19 protein-coding genes and 2 tRNA genes are annotated in these 24,666 nt (G+C 61.1%); all 21 read left to right on the top strand.

Annotated features, from left to right (window positions below):
- Nucleotides 1-222 (top strand): EF-Tu C-terminal domain-related protein (locus PJE01S_RS22965; protein WP_479687613.1); only part of this gene is annotated, 222 nt, incomplete at its 5' end.
- Nucleotides 223-241: 19 nt separating this feature from the next.
- A tRNA-Trp gene (locus PJE01S_RS22960) sits at nt 242-317 on the top strand.
- Between the two features lie 136 nt (nt 318-453).
- Complete coding sequence (gene secE / locus PJE01S_RS22955; protein WP_068836043.1) at nt 454-837, top strand: preprotein translocase subunit SecE; 384 nt, start codon at nt 454-456, stop codon at nt 835-837.
- 68 nt (nt 838-905) lie between these two features.
- A complete protein-coding gene (nusG, locus tag PJE01S_RS22950; RefSeq protein ID WP_245660946.1) occupies nt 906-1,433 on the top strand; it encodes a transcription termination/antitermination protein NusG in 528 nt (175 codons plus the stop codon).
- A 134-nt stretch (nt 1,434-1,567) separates the two neighbouring features.
- Nucleotides 1,568-2,002, top strand: coding sequence for a 50S ribosomal protein L11 (rplK, locus tag PJE01S_RS22945; RefSeq protein WP_011485322.1), 435 nt, complete (start codon nt 1,568-1,570; stop codon nt 2,000-2,002).
- Nucleotides 1,999-2,694, top strand: coding sequence for a 50S ribosomal protein L1 (gene rplA, locus PJE01S_RS22940; protein ID WP_068836041.1), 696 nt, complete (start codon nt 1,999-2,001; stop codon nt 2,692-2,694). Before rplK ends, rplA begins: the two co-directional genes overlap by 4 nt.
- Nucleotides 2,695-2,959: 265 nt before the next feature.
- On the top strand, nt 2,960-3,490 hold the full coding sequence (gene rplJ, locus PJE01S_RS22935; RefSeq protein WP_068836040.1) for a 50S ribosomal protein L10: 531 nt from the start codon (nt 2,960-2,962) through the stop codon (nt 3,488-3,490).
- A gap of 28 nt (nt 3,491-3,518) precedes the next feature.
- A complete protein-coding gene (rplL, locus tag PJE01S_RS22930) occupies nt 3,519-3,896 on the top strand; it encodes a 50S ribosomal protein L7/L12 (protein WP_068836039.1) in 378 nt (125 codons plus the stop codon).
- 341 nt (nt 3,897-4,237) lie between these two features.
- Entirely contained in the window at nt 4,238-8,350 is a 4,113-nt protein-coding gene (gene rpoB / locus PJE01S_RS22925) for a DNA-directed RNA polymerase subunit beta (RefSeq protein ID WP_068836038.1), read from the top strand.
- Nucleotides 8,351-8,379: 29 nt separating this feature from the next.
- A complete protein-coding gene (gene rpoC / locus PJE01S_RS22920) occupies nt 8,380-12,600 on the top strand; it encodes a DNA-directed RNA polymerase subunit beta' (protein WP_068836037.1) in 4,221 nt (1,406 codons plus the stop codon).
- 295 nt (nt 12,601-12,895) lie between these two features.
- Nucleotides 12,896-13,489 (top strand): LemA family protein, encoded by a 594-nt coding sequence (locus PJE01S_RS22915; protein WP_068836036.1) that lies wholly within the window; start codon nt 12,896-12,898, stop codon nt 13,487-13,489.
- Nucleotides 13,490-13,519: 30 nt separating this feature from the next.
- Nucleotides 13,520-14,524 carry a M48 family metalloprotease gene (locus tag PJE01S_RS22910; RefSeq protein WP_068836035.1) on the top strand — a complete coding sequence of 335 codons (1,005 nt, stop codon included), beginning with the start codon at nt 13,520-13,522 and terminating at the stop codon, nt 14,522-14,524.
- 168 nt (nt 14,525-14,692) lie between these two features.
- Nucleotides 14,693-15,037, top strand: a complete 345-nt coding sequence (locus PJE01S_RS22905) for a c-type cytochrome (RefSeq protein ID WP_068836034.1) — start codon at nt 14,693-14,695, stop codon at nt 15,035-15,037.
- Nucleotides 15,038-15,057: 20 nt separating this feature from the next.
- Nucleotides 15,058-16,350 carry an NAD(P)/FAD-dependent oxidoreductase gene (locus tag PJE01S_RS22900; protein ID WP_068836033.1) on the top strand — a complete coding sequence of 431 codons (1,293 nt, stop codon included), beginning with the start codon at nt 15,058-15,060 and terminating at the stop codon, nt 16,348-16,350.
- Between the two features lie 111 nt (nt 16,351-16,461).
- A complete protein-coding gene (gene rsmB / locus PJE01S_RS22895; protein ID WP_068836044.1) occupies nt 16,462-17,799 on the top strand; it encodes a 16S rRNA (cytosine(967)-C(5))-methyltransferase RsmB in 1,338 nt (445 codons plus the stop codon).
- Complete coding sequence (locus PJE01S_RS22890; RefSeq protein WP_068836032.1) at nt 17,756-18,409, top strand: DUF4390 domain-containing protein; 654 nt, start codon at nt 17,756-17,758, stop codon at nt 18,407-18,409. The genes rsmB and PJE01S_RS22890 overlap by 44 nt, the downstream gene beginning before the upstream one ends.
- On the top strand, nt 18,406-20,700 hold the full coding sequence (locus PJE01S_RS22885) for a sensor histidine kinase (protein ID WP_068836031.1): 2,295 nt from the start codon (nt 18,406-18,408) through the stop codon (nt 20,698-20,700). Before PJE01S_RS22890 ends, PJE01S_RS22885 begins: the two co-directional genes overlap by 4 nt.
- A 53-nt stretch (nt 20,701-20,753) precedes the next feature.
- On the top strand, nt 20,754-21,431 hold the full coding sequence (locus PJE01S_RS22880) for a response regulator (RefSeq protein WP_068836030.1): 678 nt from the start codon (nt 20,754-20,756) through the stop codon (nt 21,429-21,431).
- A gap of 57 nt (nt 21,432-21,488) precedes the next feature.
- Nucleotides 21,489-21,564 (top strand) — tRNA-Phe (locus PJE01S_RS22875).
- A 215-nt stretch (nt 21,565-21,779) separates the two neighbouring features.
- Nucleotides 21,780-23,126, top strand: coding sequence for a tyrosine-type recombinase/integrase (locus PJE01S_RS22870; RefSeq protein ID WP_084389720.1), 1,347 nt, complete (start codon nt 21,780-21,782; stop codon nt 23,124-23,126).
- Between the two features lie 269 nt (nt 23,127-23,395).
- The coding region (locus PJE01S_RS22865) for a tyrosine-type recombinase/integrase (protein ID WP_068836029.1) at nt 23,396-24,666 on the top strand (1,271 nt) is incomplete at its 3' end.

Here is a 24,666-nt window from a genome sequence, read left to right as displayed (position 1 = left end):
CCTTTCTTCAACAACTACCGTCCCCAGTTCTACTTCCGCACGACGGACGTGACCGGTGCGATCGAGTTGCCAGAAGGCAAGGAAATGGTCATGCCTGGCGACAACGTGTCGATCACCGTCAAGCTGATCAACCCGATCGCCATGGAAGAAGGCCTGCGCTTCGCCATCCGCGAAGGCGGCCGTACCGTGGGCGCTGGCGTTGTGGCCAAGATCCTCGCGTAAGCAATAAGAGGTTTGATACAGGGGTATAGCTCAATTGGCAGAGCGTCGGTCTCCAAAACCGAAGGTTGTAGGTTCGATTCCTACTGCCCCTGCCACCCGGCTGATTCATAGATGTTGAAGCCGTCAGTGGCTTGAAAAGATAACAAGCAAGCCCGCCAGGAGTCAAAAAACTTCAGGTGGGCTTAAGCGTCTGCAGGGGCGCGCGAAGATTGAACAGGAAATCCGGCAACCATGGCCTCTTCTCAAGTTGAAACCGTTAGCACCAACGCCGACAAGGCCAAGCTGGGCTTGGCTGTCGTTTTGGTGCTGGCTTCGCTGGTGAGTTTTTACCTGCTGGCCAAGCAGGGCCAAGCCGCCCAATGGGGAGCCCTGATTGTGGGGCTGGCCGCGGCGGTTGTCGTTTTCATGTCTTCGGAGTTGGGTCGGCAGTTTCTGGCCTTTGGGCGTGACTCCTGGCGTGAGGTCAAGAAGGTCGTCTGGCCTGCCCGCAAAGAGGCCATGCAAATGACGGCTTACGTGTTTGGCTTTGTGGTGGTGATGGCGTTGTTTTTGTGGTTTACAGACAAGACACTCGAGTGGGTGTTTTACGACCTGATCCTGGGATGGAAACGATAATGAGCGATCTGAACGGCACGGTAGTCACCGAAGTGGCGGTGGGCACGTCCCTGACGCCAACCCCCGGCATGCAGTGGTATGTCGTGCATGCCTATTCCGGCATGGAAAAAGCGGTCGAGCGCAATATTGTTGAGCGCATCAACCGCGCTGGCATGCAGGCCAAGTTCGGCCGCTTCCTGGTGCCGACTGAGGAAGTGGTCGAGATCAAGAACGGCCAGAAGAAAACGACGGAGCGCCGCTTCTTCCCGGGCTATGTGCTGGTCGAGATGGTCATGGACGACGAAACCTGGCACCTGGTGAAGCACACCAACAAGGTCACCGGCTTTGTGGGGGGCGCCAAAAACCGCCCGGCTCCGATTTCCGAGGAAGATGTCCAGAAAATCGTGAGCCAGATGCAGGTCGGTACCGAGAAGCCGCGCCACAAGGTCGAATTTGAAACGGGCGAGTATGTCCGCGTCAAGGATGGTCCTTTTACCGACTTCAATGGCACGGTGGAAGAGGTCAACTACGACAAGAACAAGGTGCGTGTGTCGGTCACGATTTTTGGCCGCGCAACACCCGTCGAGCTGGAATTCAGCCAGATCGAAAAGACCTGACGGAAATTTGAAATTTCGCGCCTTGCAACTCGGCGCGGATGGTTCTTCTGAATCACGATTGAGTTGTGTAACCCCGGGGAGCCTGGATCTGTTTTCAACAGTGTTCAGGCGTTATGACCCGCAAGGAGAAAAGTATGGCGAAAAAAATCGTCGGCTTCGTCAAGCTGCAAGTGCCAGCTGGCAAGGCCAACCCGTCCCCCCCTATCGGTCCGGCGCTGGGTCAGCGCGGCCTGAACATCATGGAATTCTGCAAGGCATTCAATGCCCAGACCCAGGGTGTTGAGCCAGGCCTGCCGCTGCCAGTGGTGATCACCGCTTACGCAGACAAGAGCTTTACCTTCATCATCAAGACGCCTCCGGCTGTCACGCTGATCAAGAAGGCCATCAAGCTCGACAAGGGCTCTGCGACGCCGCACACCGCCAAGGTTGGCAAGATTACCCGCGCTCAGCTGGAAGAAATCGCCAAGACCAAGATGAAAGACATGACGGCTGCCGATCTCGACGCTGCCGTTCGTACTATTGCCGGTTCCGCCCGTTCCATGGGCGTGACGGTGGAGGGTGTTGTATGAGCAAGCTGACCAAACGCCAAAAAGCCATCGGCGACAAGATCGACAGCAACAAGCTGTACGCCCTGCCTGACGCGTTGGGCCTCGTCAAAGAGTTTGCCGTTGCCAAGTTCGATGAGTCCATCGACGTGGCTGTGCAGCTCGGTGTGGATGCCAAGAAATCCGACCAGGTGGTTCGCGGTGCTGTTGTTCTGCCCAACGGTACGGGTAAAACCAAGCGCGTTGCCGTGTTCGCCCAGGGTGCCAAGGCTGAAGAAGCCAAGGCTGCCGGTGCTGACATCGTGGGTATGGATGATCTGGCTGCCGAAATCAAAGCCGGCAAGATGGATTTCGACGTGGTGATTGCCTCCCCTGATGCCATGCGCATCGTGGGTACGCTGGGCCAGGTTCTGGGTCCGCGTGGTTTGATGCCTAACCCCAAGGTTGGCACGGTCACGCCAGACGTCGCGACGGCTGTCAAGAATGCAAAAGCTGGCCAGGTCCAGTTCCGCGTTGACAAGGCTGGCATCGTGCACGGCACCATCGGTCTTCGTTCGTTCGATACCGCCAAGCTGCAAGGCAACCTGGCTGCATTGATCGACGCGCTGAACAAGGCAAAGCCTGCTTCCAGCAAGGGTGTGTATTTGAAGAAAGTCGCGGTTTCGTCGACGATGGGTGTGGGCGTTCGCGTCGACACGCAAACCATCGCAGCGTAATCGCAAGAATTTGAATGACCCGCAAGGGTTGTTCAATGTGGTGGGCTGCCGGGGTTCTCTCCGGCAGGTCATCCAAGACCGTTGGCGTATCTGTCTGAATGAAATACCTCAGGCAAGTACTTAATCGAAAGACAGCCAACGCAGATGGCGGTCCCGCTGCAGATGGTTTTGAAAAGAATCTGAAACAGTTGGTCGCTGAATATGAGCGTGTAGAAGGGTGAAGGCGCAAGCCCAAGCCCCACAACACATTTTTAAGGAGTAGACCTTGAGTCTCAATCGCAGTGAGAAACAAGCCGTCATTGATGAAGTGACCGGCCTCGCCGCTAAAGCTCAAACGCTCGTGATGGCGGAATACCGTGGCATTACGGTCGCTGACATGACCAAGCTGCGCAGCCAAGCCCGCGACAAAGGCGTGAACCTGAGTGTTCTGAAGAACACCCTGGCTCGCCGTGCCGTGGCAGGTAGCGCATTTGACGTCGTGTCCGGCCAGATGACCGGTCCGCTGATCTACGGCTTTTCCATCGATGCTGTAGCTGCTGCAAAAGTAGTGGCTGATTTCGCGAAAACCAACGACAAGCTGGTGATTCGTGGCGGCGCATTCGGCGGTAAAGCCCTGGACGTGAACGGCGTGAAGCAACTGGCCAACATTCCTTCCAAGGAAGTGTTGCTGGCCCAGGTGTGTGGCTTGCTGATGTCGCCCATGTCGCGTACGGCCGTTGTGCTCGGCGCACTGGCAGCGAAAAAAGGCGAAGGCGCTTCAGTCGCAGAGCCTGTTGCAGAAGCCGCAGCGGCGTAATTTGTACCCAACTTTTTAGGAAATCAAAATGGCATTCGATAAAGACGCATTTTTGACCGCGCTTGACAGCATGACGGTCCTCGAACTCAACGATCTGGTGAAAGCCATCGAAGAGAAATTTGGTGTGAGCGCTGCTGCCATGGCCGCTCCTGCTGCTGCTGGCGCCGGTGCCGGTGCTGCTGCTGCTGAAGAGAAGACCGACTTCAACGTCGTGCTGCTCGAAGCTGGCGCCAACAAGGTGTCGGTCATCAAGGCTGTTCGCGAAATCACCGGTCTGGGCCTCAAAGAAGCCAAGGACCTGGTTGACGGCGCACCGAAGAACGTCAAGGAAGCCGCTCCCAAGGCCGACGCAGAAGCTGCCAAGAAAAAGCTCGAAGAAGCTGGCGCGAAAGTCGAACTCAAGTAATCCTTGCTGTTTGCAAAGGCTGGAAGACCTTGTCGGGCTTCCAGCCTTTCGTGCTTCAAGGAGCACCACGAAAAGCCCGCCGACAGGCCGGTTTTTCGGTGTTCCGGGAGCACTGAAACAGGTCATCGCCTGTTTCAGTGTTCGTAGAGGCACTGGAAAAAGGATTGAAACAGTCTTTTTTCCAGTGTTTTCTGAATACCGACTGCAGAAAACGCCTTGGTTCGGGTGACATGCAATGCGTCACCGTCCGCCATGGTTGGTAGTGGCCAACCACCAAGCTGCCTGAATACGTGGTGTATTTGGGCACGAGAGTCGCCAGAGCCCATCAACGCGGAGAACTCATGGCCTATTCCTTCACCGAACGCAAACGCATCCGCAAAAGCTTCGGCAACCGCGAAAGCGTGTTGACTGTTCCCTATTTGTTGCAAATGCAAAAAGACGCGTACACCGCGTTTTTGCAAGCCGACCGTGCGCCCCAGAAGCGCGCCATCGAAGGTCTGCAGGCAGCGTTTGAGAACGCCTTCCCCATCGTCTCGCACAACGGTTTTGTCGAGATGAAATTCATCGAGTACAACCTGGCCAAACCGGCATTCGACGTGCGCGAATGCCAGACCCGCGGCCTGACCTTCGCTTCGGCCGTGCGTGCCAAAGTGCAATTGATCATCTATGACCGCGAGTCATCGACCTCGCAGTCCAAGGTCGTCAAGGAAGTCAAGGAGCAAGAGGTTTACATGGGCGAAGTGCCGCTCATGACCGACAAGGGCTCGTTCGTGATCAACGGTACCGAGCGCGTGATCGTGTCCCAGTTGCACCGCTCGCCGGGCGTGTTCTTTGAGCACGACAAGGGCAAGACCCACAGCTCGGGCAAACTGCTGTTCTCGGCCCGCATCATTCCTTACCGTGGCTCCTGGCTCGATTTCGAGTTCGACCCGAAAGACGTGCTGTATTTCCGTGTCGACCGTCGCCGCAAGATGCCCGTGACGATTCTGCTCAAGGCGATTGGCCTGACGCCGGAATCCATCCTCGCCAACTTCTTTGTGTTCGACAACTTCCGCCTGATGGACAGTGGCGCGCAGATGGAATTCGTCGCCGAGCGCATGCGCGGTGAAGTTGCCCGTTTTGACATCACCGACAAGACCGGCAAGGTGGTTGTCGCCAAAGACAAGCGCATCACCGTTCGCCACACCCGTGAACTCGAGCAAAGCGGCACCACCACCATCAGCGTGCCCGAAGATTTCCTGATCGGCCGAGTGGTCGCCAAGAACATCGTCGACGCCGATACGGGTGAAATCATTGCCAAGGCCAATGATGAGTTGACCGAGTTGCTGCTCAAGAAACTGCGCGTGGCGGGTGTGCAGGACCTGCAGGTGCTGTACACCAATGAGCTCGACCAGGGTGCCTATATTTCGCAGACCCTGCGCACCGATGAAACGGCTGACGAGTTTGCCGCACGGGTGGCGATCTACCGCATGATGCGCCCCGGCGAGCCGCCCACGGAAGACGCCGTCCAGGCCTTGTTCCAGCGCCTGTTCTACAACTCGGATACCTACGATCTGTCCAAGGTCGGCCGCATGAAGTTCAACGCCCGTGTGGGTCGCGATGAATCCACCGGCCCCATGGTCATGACCAACGAGGACATCCTCGCCGTCGTCAAGATCCTGGTCGACCTGCGCAACGGCAATGGCGAAGTCGATGACATTGACCACCTCGGCAACCGCCGCGTGCGTTGTGTTGGCGAACTCGCCGAAAACCAGTACCGTACCGGTTTGGCGCGTATTGAAAAGGCCGTCAAAGAGCGTCTGGGCCAGGCCGAGCAAGAGCCGCTGATGCCGCACGACCTGATCAACAGCAAGCCGATTTCTGCCGCATTGAAGGAATTCTTCGGCGCGTCGCAGCTGTCGCAGTTCATGGACCAGACCAATCCGCTGGCGGAAATCACCCACAAGCGCCGTGTTTCGGCCCTTGGCCCTGGTGGTTTGACCCGCGAGCGTGCCGGCTTTGAAGTTCGTGACGTGCACGTGACCCACTACGGTCGCGTTTGCCCGATCGAAACGCCTGAAGGCCCGAACATCGGCCTGATCAACTCGCTGGCACTCTATGCGCGCCTGAACGAGTATGGCTTTATCGAAACGCCATACCGCCGCGTGGTGGCTGGCAAGGTGACCGATCAGATTGATTACCTGTCTGCGATTGAAGAAGGCAAGTACGTCATTGCCCAGGCCAATGCGGCTCTGGACAAGGAAGGCGCCCTGACGGGTGACCTCGTGTCCGCCCGTGAAAAGGGTGAGTCGATTCTGGTCGGCGCCGAGCGTGTTCAGTACATGGACGTGTCGCCGGCCCAGATCGTGTCGGTCGCAGCTTCGCTCGTGCCCTTCCTTGAGCACGATGACGCCAACCGCGCACTGATGGGCGCCAACATGTCGCGTCAGGCTGTGCCTGTGCTGCGCCCTGAAAAACCATTGGTGGGTACCGGCATCGAGCGCGTTGCCGCCGTGGACTCGGGCACCGTGGTGACGGCAACCCGTGGCGGTGTGGTGGACTATGTGGATGCGACCCGTATCGTGGTGCGCGTCAATGATGCGGAAGCTTTGGCGGGTGAAGTGGGTGTGGACATCTACAACCTGATCAAGTACCAGCGTTCCAACCAGAACACCAACATCCATCAGCGTCCCATCGTCAAACGCGGCGACAAGCTGGCCAAGGGTGACGTGGTCGCTGACGGCGCATCCACCGACCTCGGCGAAATCGCCATCGGCCAGAACATGCTGATCGGCTTCATGCCATGGAACGGCTACAACTTCGAGGATTCGATCCTGATTTCCGAGCGCGTAGTGGCTGAAGACCGCTACACCTCGATTCACATCGAAGAACTCGTGGTGATGGCCCGTGACACCAAGCTCGGTTCCGAAGAAATCACGCGCGACATTCCCAACCTGTCCGAGCAGCAGCTCAACCGCCTCGACGAGTCCGGCATTATTTATGTCGGCGCTGAAGTCCAGCCGGGCGACACGCTGGTCGGCAAGGTCACGCCCAAGGGCGAGACCACGCTGACGCCGGAAGAAAAACTGCTGCGTGCCATCTTCGGCGAAAAGGCCAGCGATGTGAAAGACACCTCGCTGCGCGTGAGCCAGGGCTCGCAGGGCACCGTCATTGACGTGCAGGTCTTCACCCGTGAAGGCATCACGCGCGACAAGCGCGCCCAGCAGATCATTGACGACGAACTCAAGCGCTTCCGTCTGGACCTCAACGACCAGCTGCGGATTGTGGAAGCCGATGCGTTCGACCGTATCGAGAAACTCCTCAACGGCAAGGTCGCCAACGGCGGTCCGAAGAAGCTGGCCAAAGGCACGACGATCGACAAGGCCTACCTGGCCGACGTTGAAAAATACAACTGGTTCGACATTCGTCCCGCCGACGACGAAGTGGCTTCGCAGCTGGAAAGCATCAAGAATGCCATGGAGCAGACGCGTCACAGCTTCGACCTGGCTTTTGAAGAAAAGCGCAAGAAGCTGACGCAAGGCGATGAGCTGCCAGCGGGCGTGCTCAAGATGGTCAAGGTTTACCTGGCTGTCAAGCGCCGTCTGCAGCCCGGTGACAAGATGGCCGGCCGCCACGGTAACAAGGGTGTGGTTTCCAAGATCGTGCCTGTCGAAGACATGCCGCACATGGCCGACGGTACGCCTTGCGACATCGTGCTGAATCCGCTGGGCGTGCCTTCGCGGATGAACGTGGGCCAGGTGCTTGAAGTGCATTTGGGCTGGGCCGCCAAGGGCTTGGGCCATCGCATTGGCAACATGCTGCAGGCGGAGGCCAAAGTGGCCGAACTGCGCAAGTTCATGGAAGAGCTTTACAACAAGACGGGCCGTGCCGAGGAGCTTTCTTCCCTGGCTGACGACCAGGTCATCGAGATGGCTCGCAACCTGACGGCCGGCGTTCCTTTTGCCACGCCGGTTTTTGATGGCGCTTCGGAAGAAGACATCATGACCATGCTGCAACTGGCCTACCCCGACGATCTTGCCAAGGCCAAGGGCCTGACCGCGACGCGGACCCAGGCACAGCTGTACGACGGGCGCACGGGTGACGCGTTTGAACGGACCACGACGGTCGGTTACATGCACTTCCTGAAGCTGCACCACCTGGTGGACGACAAGATGCACGCCCGCTCGACCGGTCCTTACTCGCTGGTCACGCAGCAGCCATTGGGCGGCAAGGCCCAGTTCGGTGGACAGCGTTTCGGTGAGATGGAGGTCTGGGCGCTGGAAGCTTATGGCGCCGCCTACACGCTGCAGGAAATGCTCACCGTCAAGTCCGATGACGTGCAAGGCCGTACCAAGGTGTACGAAAGCATTGTCAAGGGTGAGCATGCGATCACGGCGGGCATGCCGGAATCGTTCAACGTGCTGGTCAAGGAAATTCGTTCGCTCGGTATCGATATCGAGCTGGAACGCAGCTAATTAAAGCAGGAAAGAAAAGGATTTAACTCATGAAATCATTACTCGACCTGTTCAAGCAATTCACGCCGGATGAGCATTTCGATGCCATCAAGATCGGCATGGCCTCGCCCGAGAAGATCCGTTCGTGGTCTTTCGGCGAAGTCAAAAAGCCTGAAACCATCAACTACCGCACCTTCAAGCCTGAGCGCGACGGTCTGTTCTGCGCCAAGATCTTTGGCCCCATCAAGGACTACGAGTGCCTGTGCGGCAAGTACAAGCGCCTCAAGCACCGCGGCGTCATCTGCGAAAAGTGCGGCGTTGAAGTCACGCAGACCAAGGTTCGCCGCGAACGCATGGGTCACATCGACCTGGCCGCTCCCTGCGCCCACATCTGGTTCCTGAAGTCGCTGCCTTCGCGTCTGGGCCTGGTGCTCGACATGACGCTGCGCGACATCGAGCGCGTGCTGTACTTCGAAGCCTACGTGGTGACCGACCCCGGCATGACCCCGCTGAAGAAGTTCAGCATCATGTCGGAAGACGACTACGATGCCAAGCGCAAGGAATACGGTGACGAGTACACCGCCAAGATGGGCGCCGAAGGCATCAAGGATCTTCTGGAAGGCCTGGACCTCGACATCGAGATCGACAAGTTGCGCAACGACCTGACCGGTTCCGAAATCAAGATCAAGAAGAACGCCAAGCGTTTGAAATTGATGGAAGCGTTCAAGAAGTCCGGCATCAAGCCCGAGTGGATGGTGCTGGATGTGCTGCCCGTGCTGCCGCCGGACCTGCGTCCGCTGGTGCCGCTGGACGGTGGCCGCTTTGCGACCTCCGACCTGAACGACCTGTATCGCCGCGTCATCAACCGCAACAGCCGCCTGCGCCGTTTGCTGGAACTCAAGGCGCCCGAGATCATTGCCCGCAATGAAAAGCGCATGCTGCAGGAAGCGGTGGACTCGCTGCTCGACAACGGCCGCCGCGGCAAGGCCATGACGGGCGCCAACAAGCGCGCACTGAAGTCGCTGGCCGACATGATCAAGGGTAAGTCCGGTCGTTTCCGCCAGAACTTGCTGGGCAAGCGCGTCGACTATTCCGGTCGCTCCGTGATTACCGTGGGCCCGACGCTCAAGCTGCACCAGTGCGGTTTGCCCAAGCTGATGGCGCTGGAATTGTTCAAGCCCTTCATCTTTGCCCAGCTCGAAGTGCGCGGCATTGCCACCACCATCAAGGCGGCGAAGAAGGAAGTCGAATCCGGCACGCCAGTGGTGTGGGACATTCTGGAAGAGGTCATCAAAGAGCACCCCGTGATGCTGAACCGTGCGCCTACGCTGCACCGCCTCGGTATCCAGGCCTTTGAGCCCATCCTGATCGAAGGCAAGGCCATCCAGCTGCACCCGCTCGTCTGCTCGGCTTTCAATGCCGACTTTGACGGTGACCAGATGGCGGTTCACGTGCCCTTGTCTGTGGAAGCGCAGATGGAAGCCCGTACCCTGATGCTGGCGTCGAACAACATCCTGTTCCCTGCCAACGGCGAGCCGTCCATCGTTCCTTCCCAGGACGTGGTGCTGGGGCTGTATTACACGACCCGCGACCGTACCAACGGCAAGGGCGAAGGCCTGGTGTTCTCCGACACCGGCGAAGTCCGCCGTGCATTTGATGCGGGTCAACTCGACCTGAATGCCCGTATCAGCGTGCGTTTGACCGAATGGACCAGGAACAAGGAAACCGGCGAGTTCGTACCTTCGACCAAGCTGTGGGAAACCACCGGCGGCCGTGCACTGCTGTCCGAGATCCTGCCCAAGGGTCTGCCTTTCTCCAACATCAACAAGGCGTTGAAGAAGAAGGAAATCTCCAAGCTCATCAACGTGTCTTTCCGCAAGTGCGGCTTGAAAGAGACGGTGGTGTTTGCCGACAAGCTGCTGCAGTCGGGCTTCCGCCTGGCCACGCGCGCCGGCATCTCCATCTGCATCGATGACATGCTGGTGCCCAAGCAGAAGCCCAGCATCATTGCCCACGCCCAGAAGGAGGTCAAAGAGATCGAGCAGCAGTATGTCTCCGGTCTGGTGACGGCTGGTGAGCGCTACAACAAGGTGGTGGACATCTGGGGCAAGTCGGGCGACGAAGTCTCCAAGGTGATGATGGCCCAGCTTTCGAAAGAAAAAGTCGTCGACCGCCACGGCAAGGAAGTCGAGCAGGAGTCCTTCAACTCCATCTACATGATGGCCGACTCGGGTGCCCGTGGTTCTGCCGCGCAGATCCGCCAGGTGGCCGGTATGCGGGGTCTGATGGCCAAGCCTGACGGCTCCATCATTGAGACGCCGATTACCGCGAACTTCCGCGAAGGCCTGAACGTGCTGGAGTACTTCATCTCCACCCACGGTGCCCGTAAGGGTCTGGCTGATACCGCGCTGAAAACCGCCAACTCCGGTTACCTGACCCGGCGCCTGTGCGACGTGGTTCAGGATCTGGTAGTCACCGAAGAGGACTGCGGCACGCAAGACGGCTCGCTGATGCGCGCCATCGTCGAGGGCGGTGAAGTGATCGAATCCCTGCGCGACCGTATCCTTGGCCGCACGACGGTGGAAGACATCCTGCACCCCGAGAACCGCTCGGTTCTGGCCAAGGCCGGCGTCATGCTGGACGAAGACCTGATCGAGGAGCTCGAAGCGGCCGGCGTGGACGAAGTCAAGGTGCGCACGGCCCTCACCTGCGAAACCCGCTTTGGCCTGTGCGCCAAGTGCTATGGCCGTGACCTGGGTCGCGGTGGCCTGATCAACATCGGCGAAGCGGTCGGTATCATTGCCGCCCAGTCGATCGGTGAGCCCGGCACGCAGCTGACCATGCGTACCTTCCACATCGGTGGTGCCGCGTCGCGTGCTGCGATTGCCTCCAGCGTCGAAGCCAAGTCCAGCGGTGTGATCAGCTTTAACGCACCGATGCGTTATGTGACCAACACCAAGGGCGAGCTGGTGGTGATTGCCCGCTCCGGCGAGATCATCATTCAGGACGAACATGGCCGCGAGCGTGAGCGTCACAAGGTGCCGTACGGCGCGACCCTGACGGTCAAGGCCGACCAGGCCATCAAGGCTGGCGCGATTCTGGCCAACTGGGATCCGCTGACCCGCCCCATCATTACCGAATTCGCCGGCAAGGTGCTGTTCGAGAATGTGGAAGAAGGCGTCACGGTGGCCAAGCAGGTTGACGATGTGACGGGTCTTTCCACGCTGGTGGTGATCGATCCGAAGCGCCGTGGTTCGACCAAGGTCATCCGGCCTCAGGTCAAGCTGATCGATGCGAGCGGCAACGAGGTCAAGATCCCCGGCACCGATCACTCGGTGACGATCGGCTTCCAGGTCGGCGCGCTGGTTCAGGTGCGTGACGGCCAGGATGTGGGTCCCGGCGAGGTGCTGGCCCGTATCCCGGTCGAAGGTCAGAAGACCCGCGACATTACCGGCGGTCTGCCACGTGTGGCCGAGCTGTTCGAGGCCCGTACGCCGAAGGACAAGGGCACGCTGGCCGAGATGACCGGTACCGTGTCGTTTGGTAAGGAGACCAAGGGCAAGGTCCGCCTGCAGATCACCGATCCCGAGGGCAAGGTCTGGGAAGACCTCGTGCCCAAAGAGAAGAACATCCTGGTGCACGAAGGCCAGGTGGTGAACAAGGGCGAATCGATTGTGGACGGCCCGGCCGATCCGCAAGACATTCTGCGTCTGCTGGGCATGGAGGAACTGGCCCGCTACATCGTCGACGAGGTGCAGGACGTTTACCGTCTGCAGGGCGTGAAGATCAACGACAAGCACATCGAAGTGATTGTTCGCCAGATGCTGCGCCGCGTGGTCGTTGAAAACGTCGGTGAGTCCAGCTACATCGCTGGTGAGCAGGTCGAGCGTTCGGTCATTCTGGACACCAACGACGCACTGCGCAAGGAAGGCAAGGTCCCGGCGACCTTCAGCAACCTGTTGCTGGGTATCACCAAGGCTTCGCTGTCGACCGACTCCTTCATCTCCGCGGCTTCCTTCCAGGAAACCACCCGCGTGCTCACCGAAGCGGCCATCATGGGCAAGCGCGACGAGCTGCGCGGCCTGAAAGAGAACGTGATCGTGGGTCGCCTGATTCCTGCCGGTACCGGCATGGCTTATCACGAAGCGCGCAAAGCCAAGGACCTGATGGATGACGCCGAGCGCCGCGCCATTGCCGAGGCGGAAGCCGCTGAGCTGGAAGCCGTTTCCGCGCCAGCCGAAACCGAAGGCGACAGCGCTGCCACGGAGTAATCTGATCAGCGTCTGAGGCCCTGAAAGGCGTCAAGCCCCACACCGGCAACGGTGTGGGGCTTTTTTTATATGCGCTTGCCGCGTGGCATCCGCTGGCGATCATGGGCCTGGATGGTTGATTAAAATGGCTGGTTGCCAAGGCAGGATGGATGCATGATGCTATTTAAATCATAGCGCGATGGATTTTGGCAGGGGCTCGCCTTGCCGCTCTTGCCAAAAAGCAGTTAACCTCGCGGCAATTGCTGGCGGCGCTGCCGGCATCCCGTCCGCTGTATTTGGCTTCAAGGAACCCTTCATGTCCCTCCATACCCTTGCCTCTGTCGTCGTGTTGGCCGTACTGGTCTGCTGGGCGGTGGGGGCCTACAACCGGCTGGTGCGGCTCAAAAACATCATAGGCAATGCCTTCGGCCAGATCGATGTCCAGCTCAAGCGCCGCTACGACCTGATCCCCAACCTGGTGGAGGCCGCCAGGAAATACCTGCAGCATGAACAGGGCACGCTGGAAGCCGTGATTGCCGCGCGCAACCAGGCGCGCAGCGCCAGCGATGCCGTGCGACACCGCCCGGCCAATGGCCAGGCCGTGGTGGCATTGGCCGCCGCCGAGCAGACGCTGGACGGCAGCCTGGGACGGCTGTTTGCGGTGGCCGAGGCCTACCCTGAACTCAAGGCCGACCGGACCATTCGCGAACTCAGCGAAGAACTCACCAGCACCGAAAACAAGGTCAGCTTTGCGCGCCAGGCCTATAACGATGCGGTGCTGGACTACAACAACGCGCAGGGACAATTCCCGGCCTTGCTGATGGCCCGCCTGTTTGGCTTTGGGCCGTCGGCGATGCTGCGCGCCACCGAGAGCGCGGTCGAGCGCCAGGCGGTGCGTATTCAGCTCTGATCCCTCCGCTCTCGATACTGCGCCAGCACGATGCGTTTTTTTGAGTGGCAGGAAACGGCCCGCGCCAACACTCTGCGCTTGCTGCTGCTGTTCGGCCTGACGGTGCTCGCCCTGCTGCTCGGCGTCAACGCCGCCCTGGCGCTGAGCTGGCGACTGGTCTCGGCCGGTTTCAGCGGCTACCCGGCTTATTTCTTCAGCGTCAACACCGCCGTGACACTGCTGTTTGTGCTGGGCGGCTGGTGGCTGGAAACGTCAACCCTGCAAGGCGGCGGTGAAAAGCTGGCGCGCCGGGCCGGTGCACGCGAGGCCTGGCCGGCCAGCCGCGAGGCCGAGCAGAGGCTGTGCCACATCGTCAGCGAACTGGCCATAGCCGCCAGCATGAAGCCGCCCCAGCCCATGGTGCTGGACCGGGAAGAGTGCATCAACGCTTTTGCCACCGGCTGGGATGAGGACGATGCCGTCGTGGCCGTCACGCAGGGCGCGCTCGACAGCCTGAGCCGCGATGAGCTGCAGGGCCTGGTGGCCCACGAGTTCAGTCATTTGCTTGAAGGCGATACCCGGCTGAACATGCGGCTGGCAGGCATGGTGTTCGGGCTGGAGATGGTCTTCAACCTGGGCCGCAGCATGTGCGAGCGCGATGACGACGGCAACCGTTCCTTGCTCGCCCTGCCGGGTTTTGCCATCAAGGTTACCGGCTCTTTGGGCTGGCTGGCGGGGCGGGCCCTGAAGGCGGCGGTATCGCGGCAACGCGAGTTTCTGGCCGATGCGCGCGCCGTGCAGTTCACGCGCAGCAAGGACGGCCTGGGCGGCGTGCTGCGCAAGGTGGCGGGCCAGCAGGCGCAGGGCATCAGCATGCCGCGCAACGGGTATTGCGCCGTGCAGCACATGCTGCTGGTCGAGGCGGACGCCGGCACCCGCTGGTTTGCCAGCCATCCGCCGCTGGCCGAACGCATTCGCCGCATCTATGGCCGGCCGATGTCAGCTTTGCCGCCGCGGCGCGATGAGGCTGTCACGCGGGTCGATGCCATCTTCTGAGCGCCGCCGCTCGCTGGCCATGGCTTGGGCTCAGCACCTTGCGATGATTCGGATGTGGCGTTGAAGGCACCCGTCGACGTACTGGATACTCCCTATAGGGGGGCCTGGGCACCGCGTTAAATTGACGGCTGCATCGCCAGCCGAATGAAGAAACTGTCAGGAGAACTCATGAAAATTAAAACCCTTGCCGGCCTCACGATGTCATGGGCCTGCCTTGCGCTCAGTCCGCAGGCGCAGGCGCAAGACAAGCCGCAGAGCGCCGGCGGCCCGCAAGCCCTGTACACCCAGAGCCTGGCCGCCAGCTGCGCCAACTGCCATGGCACCAATGGCAAGGTGGTCGAAGGCTCCAGCGTCACCTCGCTGGCCGGACTCGATAAAAACTACATCGTTGCCCAGATGGCGGCCTTCAAGACCGGCACGCGCCCGGCCACCGTGATGCACCAGATCAGCAAGGGCTTCAGCGACGCGCAGATAGCGTCGCTGGCGGCCTACTTTGCCGCCCAGAAGAAATAAGCCCGCCAGGACCGAACACCATGAATACGTCTTTCTTCAAGCGCCGCTCCTTTTTGCAATCGACGGCGGCCCTGGGCCTGCTGGGCCTGGCCGGTTGTGCCAGCACCTCCGGCATCCCTTCCAAAGCCAGGGTGGTGGTGATAGGCGGCGGCTACGGCGGCGCCACGGCCGCCAAGTATGTGCGCCTGCTGTCCGACCACAAAATTGATGTGCTGCTGATCGAGCCGCAGGCGGCGTTCGTTTCCTGCCCCATCTCCAATCTGGTGCTCAGCGGCGGCAAGCAGATCGGTGATCTCACCACTTCTTACGCAGGCCTCTCCAAAAACCACGGCATCACCGTCGTCAGGGACTATGCCAGCGCCGTCGATACCGCGAAGAAAACCGTCACCCTCGCCGGAGGCGCCACCATTGCCTACGACAAGCTGGTGGTCTCGCCCGGCGTCGAGCTGATGTTCGACAGCGTCGAGGGCCTGAAGGAGGCCAATGCCTCCGGCCGGATCCTCCAGGCCTGGAAGGCCGGCGCGGAAACCGTGGCCCTGCGCAAGCAGCTTGAGGCCATGCCCGATGGCGGCGTCTACGCCATCACCATTCCCGAAGCGCCGTATCGCTGCCCGCCTGGCCCCTATGAGCGCGCGTCCGTCATCGCCGGCTATTTCAAGGCCGCCAAGCCGCGCAGCAAGGTGCTGATCCTGGATGCCAACCCGGATGTCACCTCCAAGGGGCCGCTGTTCAAGAAGGTCTGGGCAGAGCATTACAAGGGCATTGTGGAGTACCGCAGCCAGCACAAGGCCACGGCGGTCGATGCCAAGGCCGGCCTCATCAAGTTCGACGTGCAGGACGACGTCAAGGCCAACGTGATCAACGTTTTGCCGGCCATGCGCGCCGGCACCATCGCCGTGCAGGCCGGCCTCAACAACCAGGCCAACCAGCGCTGGTGCGGCGTCAACTACCTGAGCTTTGAATCCACCGCCGCCAAGGACGTGCACGTGCTGGGCGACGCCATCCAGGTCGCGCCCGCCATGCCCAAGAGCGGCCACATGGCCAACAACCATGGCAAGGTGGCGGCGGCGGCGATCGTGGCACAGCTCGCGGGCTGGGCCGTGAACCCCGCGCCCATGCTGACCAACACCTGCTACAGCTTTGTCGACAACAAGAACGTGATTCACGTGGCCAGCGTGCATGAATACGTGGCGGCTGAAAAGACCTTCAAGGCGGTGGCCGGTTCGGGGGGCGTCAGCGCCGGGCCGACCGAGCTCGAAGGGGTGTACGCGCTGAACTGGGCGAGCAACATCTGGGCCGATACCCTGGCGTAGTTGACCCAGGATGATTGAGACTGTGCCGGGGCTGGTCTAATACACCCCAGCACCGTCCGCGTCCGGATGGTTTTTACCGCTGGCCCCAGGAGGCCAGCCTTGACGGAACTGATGCAAGACCACCCCACCCAAGTCCCCTTGTGGCGCCAGCTTCAGGGGGCTGCTTCCTTATTGATGGCCGTGCGCGACGGCCAGTCCATGACGGCCGCGCTGGACGACGTCGATGCCGCGCTGCGGCCCGGTGTCCAGGCCCTGGGCTTTCATGTGCTGCGCTGGCTGGGCCGTGCCGAGGCCCTGCGCCAGCAGCTGGCCAAACGCCCGCCGCCGCCCGAAGCCGATGCGCTGCTGTGCGTGGCGCTGGCCCTTATATGGACAGAGGACGATGCGCCGTACACGCCGCACACCCTGGTCGACCAGGCCGTCGAAGCCGCCAAGCACAGCGAAGCGACACGGCACCAGGCCAGCTTTGTCAACGGCTGCCTGCGCCGCTTTCTGCGCGAGCGGGACGCCCTGGTGGCGTTGACCGAAAAAAGTCCGCAAGCCGTGTGGAACCACCCGCAGTGGTGGATAGACCGGGTCCGCAAAGACCACCCGGCGCACTGGCAGGCCATCCTGCAGGCCAACAATACGCAGGCCCCGCTGATCTTGCGGGTTAATGAACGGAAAACGACTCAAGCCCAGTACCTGCAGGCGCTGGATGCTATCAATATCGAAGCGTCTCCGGTGGGCAGGCAGGGCGTGATTCTGGCCGCTGCGCGCCCCGTGGCCGCGCTGCCGGGCTTTGCCGAAGGGCAATTTTCGGTGCAGGACGCGGCCGCCCAGATGGCTGCGCCCCTGCTGCTCGAAGGCCTGACGGCGGCCAGCGCGGACAAGGCCCGCCTCAGGATTCTGGACGCCTGCGCCGCCCCCGGCGGCAAGACCGCGCACCTGCTGGAACTCGCCGACTGCGACGTGACCGCGCTGGACATCGATGCCCGACGCTGCGAGCGCATTGGGCAAAACCTGCAGCGCCTCGGTCTGCAGGCCGGGATCACGGTGGCCGACGCCGGCAGGCCCGAAGACTGGTGGGATGGTCGGCCCTACGACGGCATCCTGCTGGATGCGCCCTGTACCGCTTCGGGCATTGTGCGCCGCCATCCCGACGTGCGCTGGCTGCGCCGGCCTACCGATATTGCGCAGCTGGCCGGCATTCAGGCACATCTGCTCAACACGTTGTGGCCGCTGCTCAAACCCGGTGGCCGCCTGCTGTACTGCACCTGCTCGGTATTCAGGGCGGAAGGTGATAACCAGATACAAACGTTTGTTGCGCACCACACCGATGCCCTGTTACGGCCCTCGCCGGGGCATTTACTGCCCCAAAGTGGCGTTCAGGCCACAGTCTTCCCGGACAATTTGCTGCGTGAGCATGACGGTTTTTATTACGCAATTCTTGAAAAAAGCAGCCGCTAGCGCGCTGGGGCGCATCCTTCTCGGCTTTTGCCTGTGCACGTTTTTGGCCCATGCCCAAAGCGGAGCGGCTGCGACCGAGGTCAGCCAGCTGCGCGTGGAGCGGGGCGATGACGGCGTGCATCTGTCGGCACTGGTCCGCTTTGATCTGCCGCCGGTGGTCGAGGATGCCCTGCTCAAGGGCATTCCGATGTTTTTTGTGGTCGAGGCCGACATCTACCGCGACCGCTGGTACTGGACGGACCCGCGCGTGGCCAGTGCGACCCGCACCTTGCGCCTGGCCTACCAGCCCCTGACCCGCCGCTGGCGCGTCAACATCGCCTCGGGGCTGATCAGCAATTCTGCCGGTTTGCGCGCCACGCTGAACCAGAACTACGAGTCCATGGACGAAGCGCTGTCGGCCATACGGCGCGTGGCGCGCTGGAAAATCGCCGAGGCGTCCGAGCTGGACCCCGACGCGAGCTACAAAGTCGACTTCAACTTTCACCTTGACCTGTCGCAGCTGCCGCGCCCCTTCCAGATCGGCATGGCCGGGCAGCGGGAATGGACCATTTCCGCGCAGGTGAAGGAGCGGCTGAAGCTGGAGCCGGCTGCCGCGGAGGGCAGCAAATGAGCCTTCAGCGCAACGTCCAGACCATCAGAAGCAGCAAGGCCTTTCGCTGGACCGTGGGCGTGGGCGTCGGCATCATGGCGGCGCTGGGGCTGGTATTGATGTTCCTGCTGACGCTGGCCACCGGCAACCGCGAGCTCTACGAGCGCAATTACGCGTTCCTATTGACGGTGAATGTGGCCGTGGCCGTCCTCCTGTTGCTGGTCATTGGCTGGATCATGCTGCGTCTGGCGCTGCGTCTTCGGCGCGGCCGTTTTGGCAGCCGCCTGCTGGTCAAGCTCGCGGCCATCTTTGCGCTGGTGGGCCTGCTGCCCGGCCTGATGATTTACGTGGTGTCTTACCAGTTCGTGTCGCGTTCCATCGAGAGCTGGTTTGACGTGGAGGTCGAGGGCGCCCTGGCGGCCGGCCTGAACCTGGGCCGCGCCACCCTGGACACCCTGGCCGCAGACCTGGGCAACAAAACGCGGCAGGCGGCCACGCAGCTGTCGGAAACGCCCGATGCCATGGCCGGCCTGGCACTGGAGCGCCTGCGCGACCAGCTGTCCGCCAGCGATGTCGTGCTCTGGAGCGCCTCCGGCCAGGTGATTGCCAGCGCCGGCGAGTCGCGGTTTTTGATCAAGCCCGAGCGACCCTCCGTGCAGCAATTGCGCAGTGCGCGCAGCCAGCGTGTCGTCACCCAGATTGAAGGCCTTGACGAGGTCGTGCCCGGCGGCAACGGAGAACTCGGAGTGGGGGCCGGCACGGGCCCGCCTGCGGGCGGCAGCGCTCCGGCCGTGGCGCGCGTCAAGGCCATCGCCGTGGTCAACAACCCGAATGTGACGGTGCTGGGCGAGTCGCGGTTCTTGCAGGTGACCGAGGCGCTGCCGGCGACCCTGGTGGCCAATGCCATTGCGGTGCAGGAGGCCAACCGCGAATACCAGGAGCGGGCGCTGGCGCGCGGCGGGCTGCGAAAAATGTACATAGGCACACTCACGCTCAGCCTTTTCCTGGCCGTGTTCGGCGCGGTGCTGCTGGCGGTGCTGCTGGGCAACCACCTGGCCAAGCCCCTGCTGGTGCTGGCCGAAGGGGTCAGGCAGGTGGCGCAGGGCGACCTGACGCCCAAGGCCGCCCTGCAGGGCAAGGACGAGCTGGGCGGGCTGACCCGTTCATTTGCCGACATGACGCAGCAGTTGGCTGACGCACGCTCCGCGGTGCAGCAGAGCATGAGCCAGGTCGATGCCGCCCGCGCCAATTTGCAGACCATCCTCGACAACCTCACCGCAGGCGTGATCGTGCTGGACGTGGGGGGCCGCATCCAGTCCAGCAACCCGGGCGCCACGCGCATCCTGCGCGCGCCGCTGGCGGCCTACCACGGCCAGCCGCTAGGGGGCATCCCGGGGTTGGAGGCGTTTGCCAAGGATGTGCTGGCCCAGTTTGCCGACTACCTGCGCGACAACGCGCCGCACGGGCAGGAGCATTGGCAGCAGTCTTTCGAGCTCAAGGCCGCTGTGCCCGGTGCGCCTGAAAACGCCATCACGCTGATTGCGCGCGGTGCCAAAATGCCGGGCACCGAAGAATTCCTGCTGGTGTTTGACGACATCTCTGAAATGGTGTCGGCCCAGCGTGCCCAGGCCTGGGGCGAAGTGGCGCGCCGGCTGGCGCACGAGATCAAAAACCCGCTCACCCCCATACAGCTGTCGGCCGAGCGCCTGGAAATGAAACTCAGCGGCAAGGTCGGCGAGACCGAACAGGCGCTGCTCACCAAGTCCGTCAAAACCATCGTGGACCAGGTTGACGCCATGAAGCGGCTGGTCAACGAGTTTCGCGACTATGCCCGTTTGCCGGCCGCCGAGCTCAAGCCCGTTGACCTCAATGCGCTGATCAACGATGTGCTGCATCTGTACGCCAATGAAAACGCCGTAGTGCCGATTTACACCGAGCTTGACGCCAGCGCCCCGCTGGTTCAGGGCGATGCGCAGCAGCTGCGCCAGGTCATCCACAACCTGCTGCAAAACGCACAGGATGCACTGGAAGGCAAGCAGGGCGGCTGCATCACGCTCAAAACCGACTATTCGGAAACCTCGCGCCGCGTGCGCCTGCGCGTGCGCGACAACGGCAGCGGCTTTCCGGAGTACATCCTCAAGCGCGCCTTTGAGCCCTATGTGACCACCAAGGTCAAGGGCACGGGCCTGGGGCTGGCCGTGGTCAAAAAAATTGCGGATGAACACGGCGCGCGCATCGATATTTCGAACCGCGTGGCAGACGGCGTCGTGCAAGGGGCGCAAGTGTCGTTATCATTTGCAGTTGTGGTTTAACAACACATTTGGTAACACTTCGCATCGAATAACAACTGGCAGGGCAGCAATTCATGGCAAACATTCTGGTGGTCGACGACGAACTGGGCATACGCGACCTACTTTCAGAAATTCTCAATGACGAAGGGCATCAGGTCGAACTCGCTGAAAACGCCGCGCAAGCCCGTGCCGCGCGCGCACGCATAAGGCCAGACCTGGTGCTGCTGGATATCTGGATGCCCGACACCGATGGCGTGACCCTGCTCAAGGAGTGGTCCTCCAGCGGCCTGCTCAGCATGCCCGTCATCATGATGAGCGGCCATGCCACCATAGACACGGCGGTAGAGGCCACCAAAATCGGCGCCATGGCGTTTCTGGAAAAACCCATCACCCTGCAGAAATTGCTCAAGGCGGTGGAGCAGGGTCTGACCAAAACAGCCATCCGCAAACCCACCGCCCTGAACAGCGCCGCCGTGCATTCGGCGGACCTCACGGTGGAAGCCGTCATGACGGGCGGCGCGTTGTCCGCGCCCATTGATCTCGGCCCTCAGTCAACGCAGAGTTTTCTGCTGGAAAAACCACTGCGCGAAGCGCGCGACGAGTTTGAAAAAGCCTACTTCGAATTTCACCTGGCCAAAGAAGGTGGCTCCATGACCCGTGTGGCCGAAAAGACAGGTCTGGAGCGCACCCACCTTTACCGCAAGTTAAAGCAATTGGGTGTGGATCTCACGCGCGGCAAGCGCGGCGTTTGAAGATCAAATCCGGCATCCGCTAAAACCACTTCAGTCTGATATATAATTTATGGCTCAGGCCCGGTAGCTCAGTCGGTAGAGCAGAGGATTGAAAATCCTTGTGTCGGTGGTTCGATTCCGCCCCAGGCCACCAGATACATATCCACGGAACTCCGAGGATGTCCAAAAGCCCTTACGTAGCAGTGCGTTAGGGCTTTTTTGTTGTCCAAAGATGTCCGAGTTACTCCATCGAAATCCGGTCGTCCCGCAGTAACTGGCGCTGATACTCAAAAAAGGGAAGTATCAGCGCGTAAAGTTACTGCGGTGCCTATGAAACCAACGCGCGCAAACCGCGCAGAAGGCACGACGATGGCGATTGAATTGATCAAGGACGACGGGATGATCGAGGCGTGGAAGCCGAGGCCCCTGGAAAGAATGTCGGATGGAGGCGGGCTCTTCCTGCTCGCGGCCAGGGTCCCCGGCAGGCGACACGCATGGCGGCTGGACTACACCTTCGAGAGAAAACGCGTGACGCTCAGCCTGGGTGTCTACCCGAAGGTGGAACTGCAACTGGCGCGAGAGAAGGCACGCGAAATCCAACGGCTGGTCGCGCGTGGGATCGATCCCAGCGCGCAGCGCAAGGCGCAAAGGGCTGCGTTCATGGAAGCGCTCGACGCCGAGCGTCGCGTCCTCAAGGGAGAGGTGCCCAAGAACTGCTTCGAGGACGTGGCGCGCCGCTGGTACGCCACCCGTGAAAGTGAATGGGTGGGCGCGTACGGCTCGAAGGTAATTCGTCGCCTCGAGCGTCACGTGTTCCCGTACATCGGGCTGAAGCAGATCGCCTCGATCGAGCCGCCCGAGATCCTTGAGGTCTGCCGACGCGTTGAATCGCAGGGCACGTTGGAAACGGCCCACCGGGCGCTGGAGCATTGCTCCAACGTTTTTCGCTTCGGCATTGCTGAGCACCTGCTCAAGACCGACCCTTGCCGTGATTTGCGCGGCGCGCTCAAAAAACCGGTGGTGAAGCATTTCGCAGCAATCACCAAGCCTCGGGAGCTCGCTGAGTTGCTCAAGGCCATCCATGCGTACAGCGGCTCGCTCGTGACAAGATCCGCGCTCCAGTTGGCCCCGATGCTTTTCCTGAGACCAGGGGAGTTTCGAAAAGCACGGTGGGACGAGTTCGATCTGGATAACGCCATCTGGTTTGTACCATCACAGCGCATGAAGCGAACGAAGGTGCAGAAGGACGGAGGTGAGCCTCACTTCGTGCCCCTCCCCCGGCAAGCCGTTGCCGTCCTCGAGGAACTGTATTACCTGACCGGCAAGACCGACTTCGTTTTTCCCGCAGAAGGGCGCTCCGGAAGAAGCATGTCCGACGGAACGCTCAACGCGGCCTTGAGGGTGCTGGGCTATACCTCGGATATCGCCACGGGTCACGGTTTCCGGGCGACCGCGCGGACGCTTCTGCGCGAGGCCCTGTCGATCGACAGGGAAATCATTGAGCTGCAACTCGCGCATGAGGTCAAAGATGCGAACGGCCGCGCGTACAACCGCGCGGAGTTCCTGGACGCACGCAAAGCGATGATGCAGAAGTGGGCGGACTATCTGGACGACCTGCGCGAAGGGCGCTCTGATTACCGAACCCATGCTGAACTGCCGGAGTTCGTCCCCGTGACGAAGCGGCGTGCCGCGCAGTCGCACGCATCGGCAGTCTAGGCTCGCTTCGACTACACCGCAGGTGCGATGGGCGTTCCCCGCCGGCCTGCGGTAGCTCGCCGGGTGGTTGGCCTGGGCGGGCCGCTCCGAGGCCCTGGTGTGATGGTGCACCAGGGCCTGCTTGTCCAGGGAGGTCCAAAATCTACCCCACCCTAACCTGCCCTCCTCGCCCGATTTTGAAGTCAGCCTTGGAACAATTTGGTCATCGCTGCAGCTCCCCGCAGTATCGATGAACCAACGCGCGCTGGGGCCGCGCACAAGGCAGGACGATGGCAATTCAACTGATCAAGAGCGATCTGACAATCGAAGCATGGAAACCTAAAAAGCCGCTCGCACGGCTATCGGACGGAGGTGGGCTGTTCCTGCTCGCAAGCAGGGTGCCTGGGCGCAGGCACGCCTGGCGCCTCGACTACACCTTCGAGATGAAGCGCCAAACGATCAGTCTGGGCGTCTATCCCAAGGTGACGCTTGCCCTGGCGCGCACGAAGGCACTGAAACTGCAGCAACTGGTGGCGGAGGGCATCAATCCGAGTGTCGACCGCCAGGAAAAGAAGACTGCCATCCTTGCTCGGCTGGAGGAAGAGCGTCGTGCCCTGACCGGAGAGGCTCCCAAGAACAGCTTCGAAGACGTTGCACGCCGGTGGTACGAGACCCGAAAATCCGATTGGATGGACAGCCATGGAAACAGGGTTATTCGGCGCCTGGAAATCCATGTGTTTCCTCAGATTGGCCGCAAGCCGATCGCCTCTATAGAGCCACCAGATGTCCTGGAGGCCTGCCGGCGCCTTCAGAAAAAGGGAACGATCGAGACAGCGCACCGTGCGCTGGAGCACACATCAAACGTTTTCTGCTTTGGGGTCGGCGAGGGGCTGCTCAAAGCGGATCCCTGCCGCGATCTGAAGAACTTGCTCCAGAAGCATCGCCCCACTCATTTCGCCGCCATCACGGATCCCAAGGAATTGGCGGAACTGATCAGGGCCACGCGCACTTACCAAGGAACGGCGGCGGTATATGCCGCCCTGCAACTCATGCCCATGCTGTTCCTTCGGCCTGGTGAGCTTCGCCACGCACGCTGGGACGACTTCGATCTGGACAACGGTCAATGGCTTGTGCCGTCCGAATGCATGAAGCGCTTGAAGCAAGAGAAGATTGATGGCGATGAACACTACGTGCCCCTAGCCCGCCAAGCTGTGTGCATCTTGGAAGGTCTGTGGCAGCTTACCGGTGGCAGGGGCTTTGTGTTCCCTGGCACTGGTGCAAGCAGTCGTCCGATGTCGGATAGCACGCTCAACAAAGCATTGCGGCGTATGGGCTACTCCGAAGATGCGGTAACAGGGCACGGGTTCCGAGCGACTGCGCGGACGCTGCTGCACGAGAGGCTGTGCATCGACAAGGACATCATCGAACTTCAACTGGCTCACGAGGTGAGCGATGCGAACGGCCGGGCCTACAACCGTACGGAATTCGTGTTGCAGCGCCAAGAGATGATGCAGGTTTGGGCTGACTACCTGGACGATCTGCATGATGGGCGCGATGACTG

The organism is Polaromonas jejuensis NBRC 106434 (genome assembly GCF_001598235.1).
Taxonomy (GTDB): Bacteria; Pseudomonadota; Gammaproteobacteria; order Burkholderiales; family Burkholderiaceae_C; genus Polaromonas; species Polaromonas jejuensis.
This window is presented reverse-complemented; position numbering and strand designations above follow the sequence as displayed.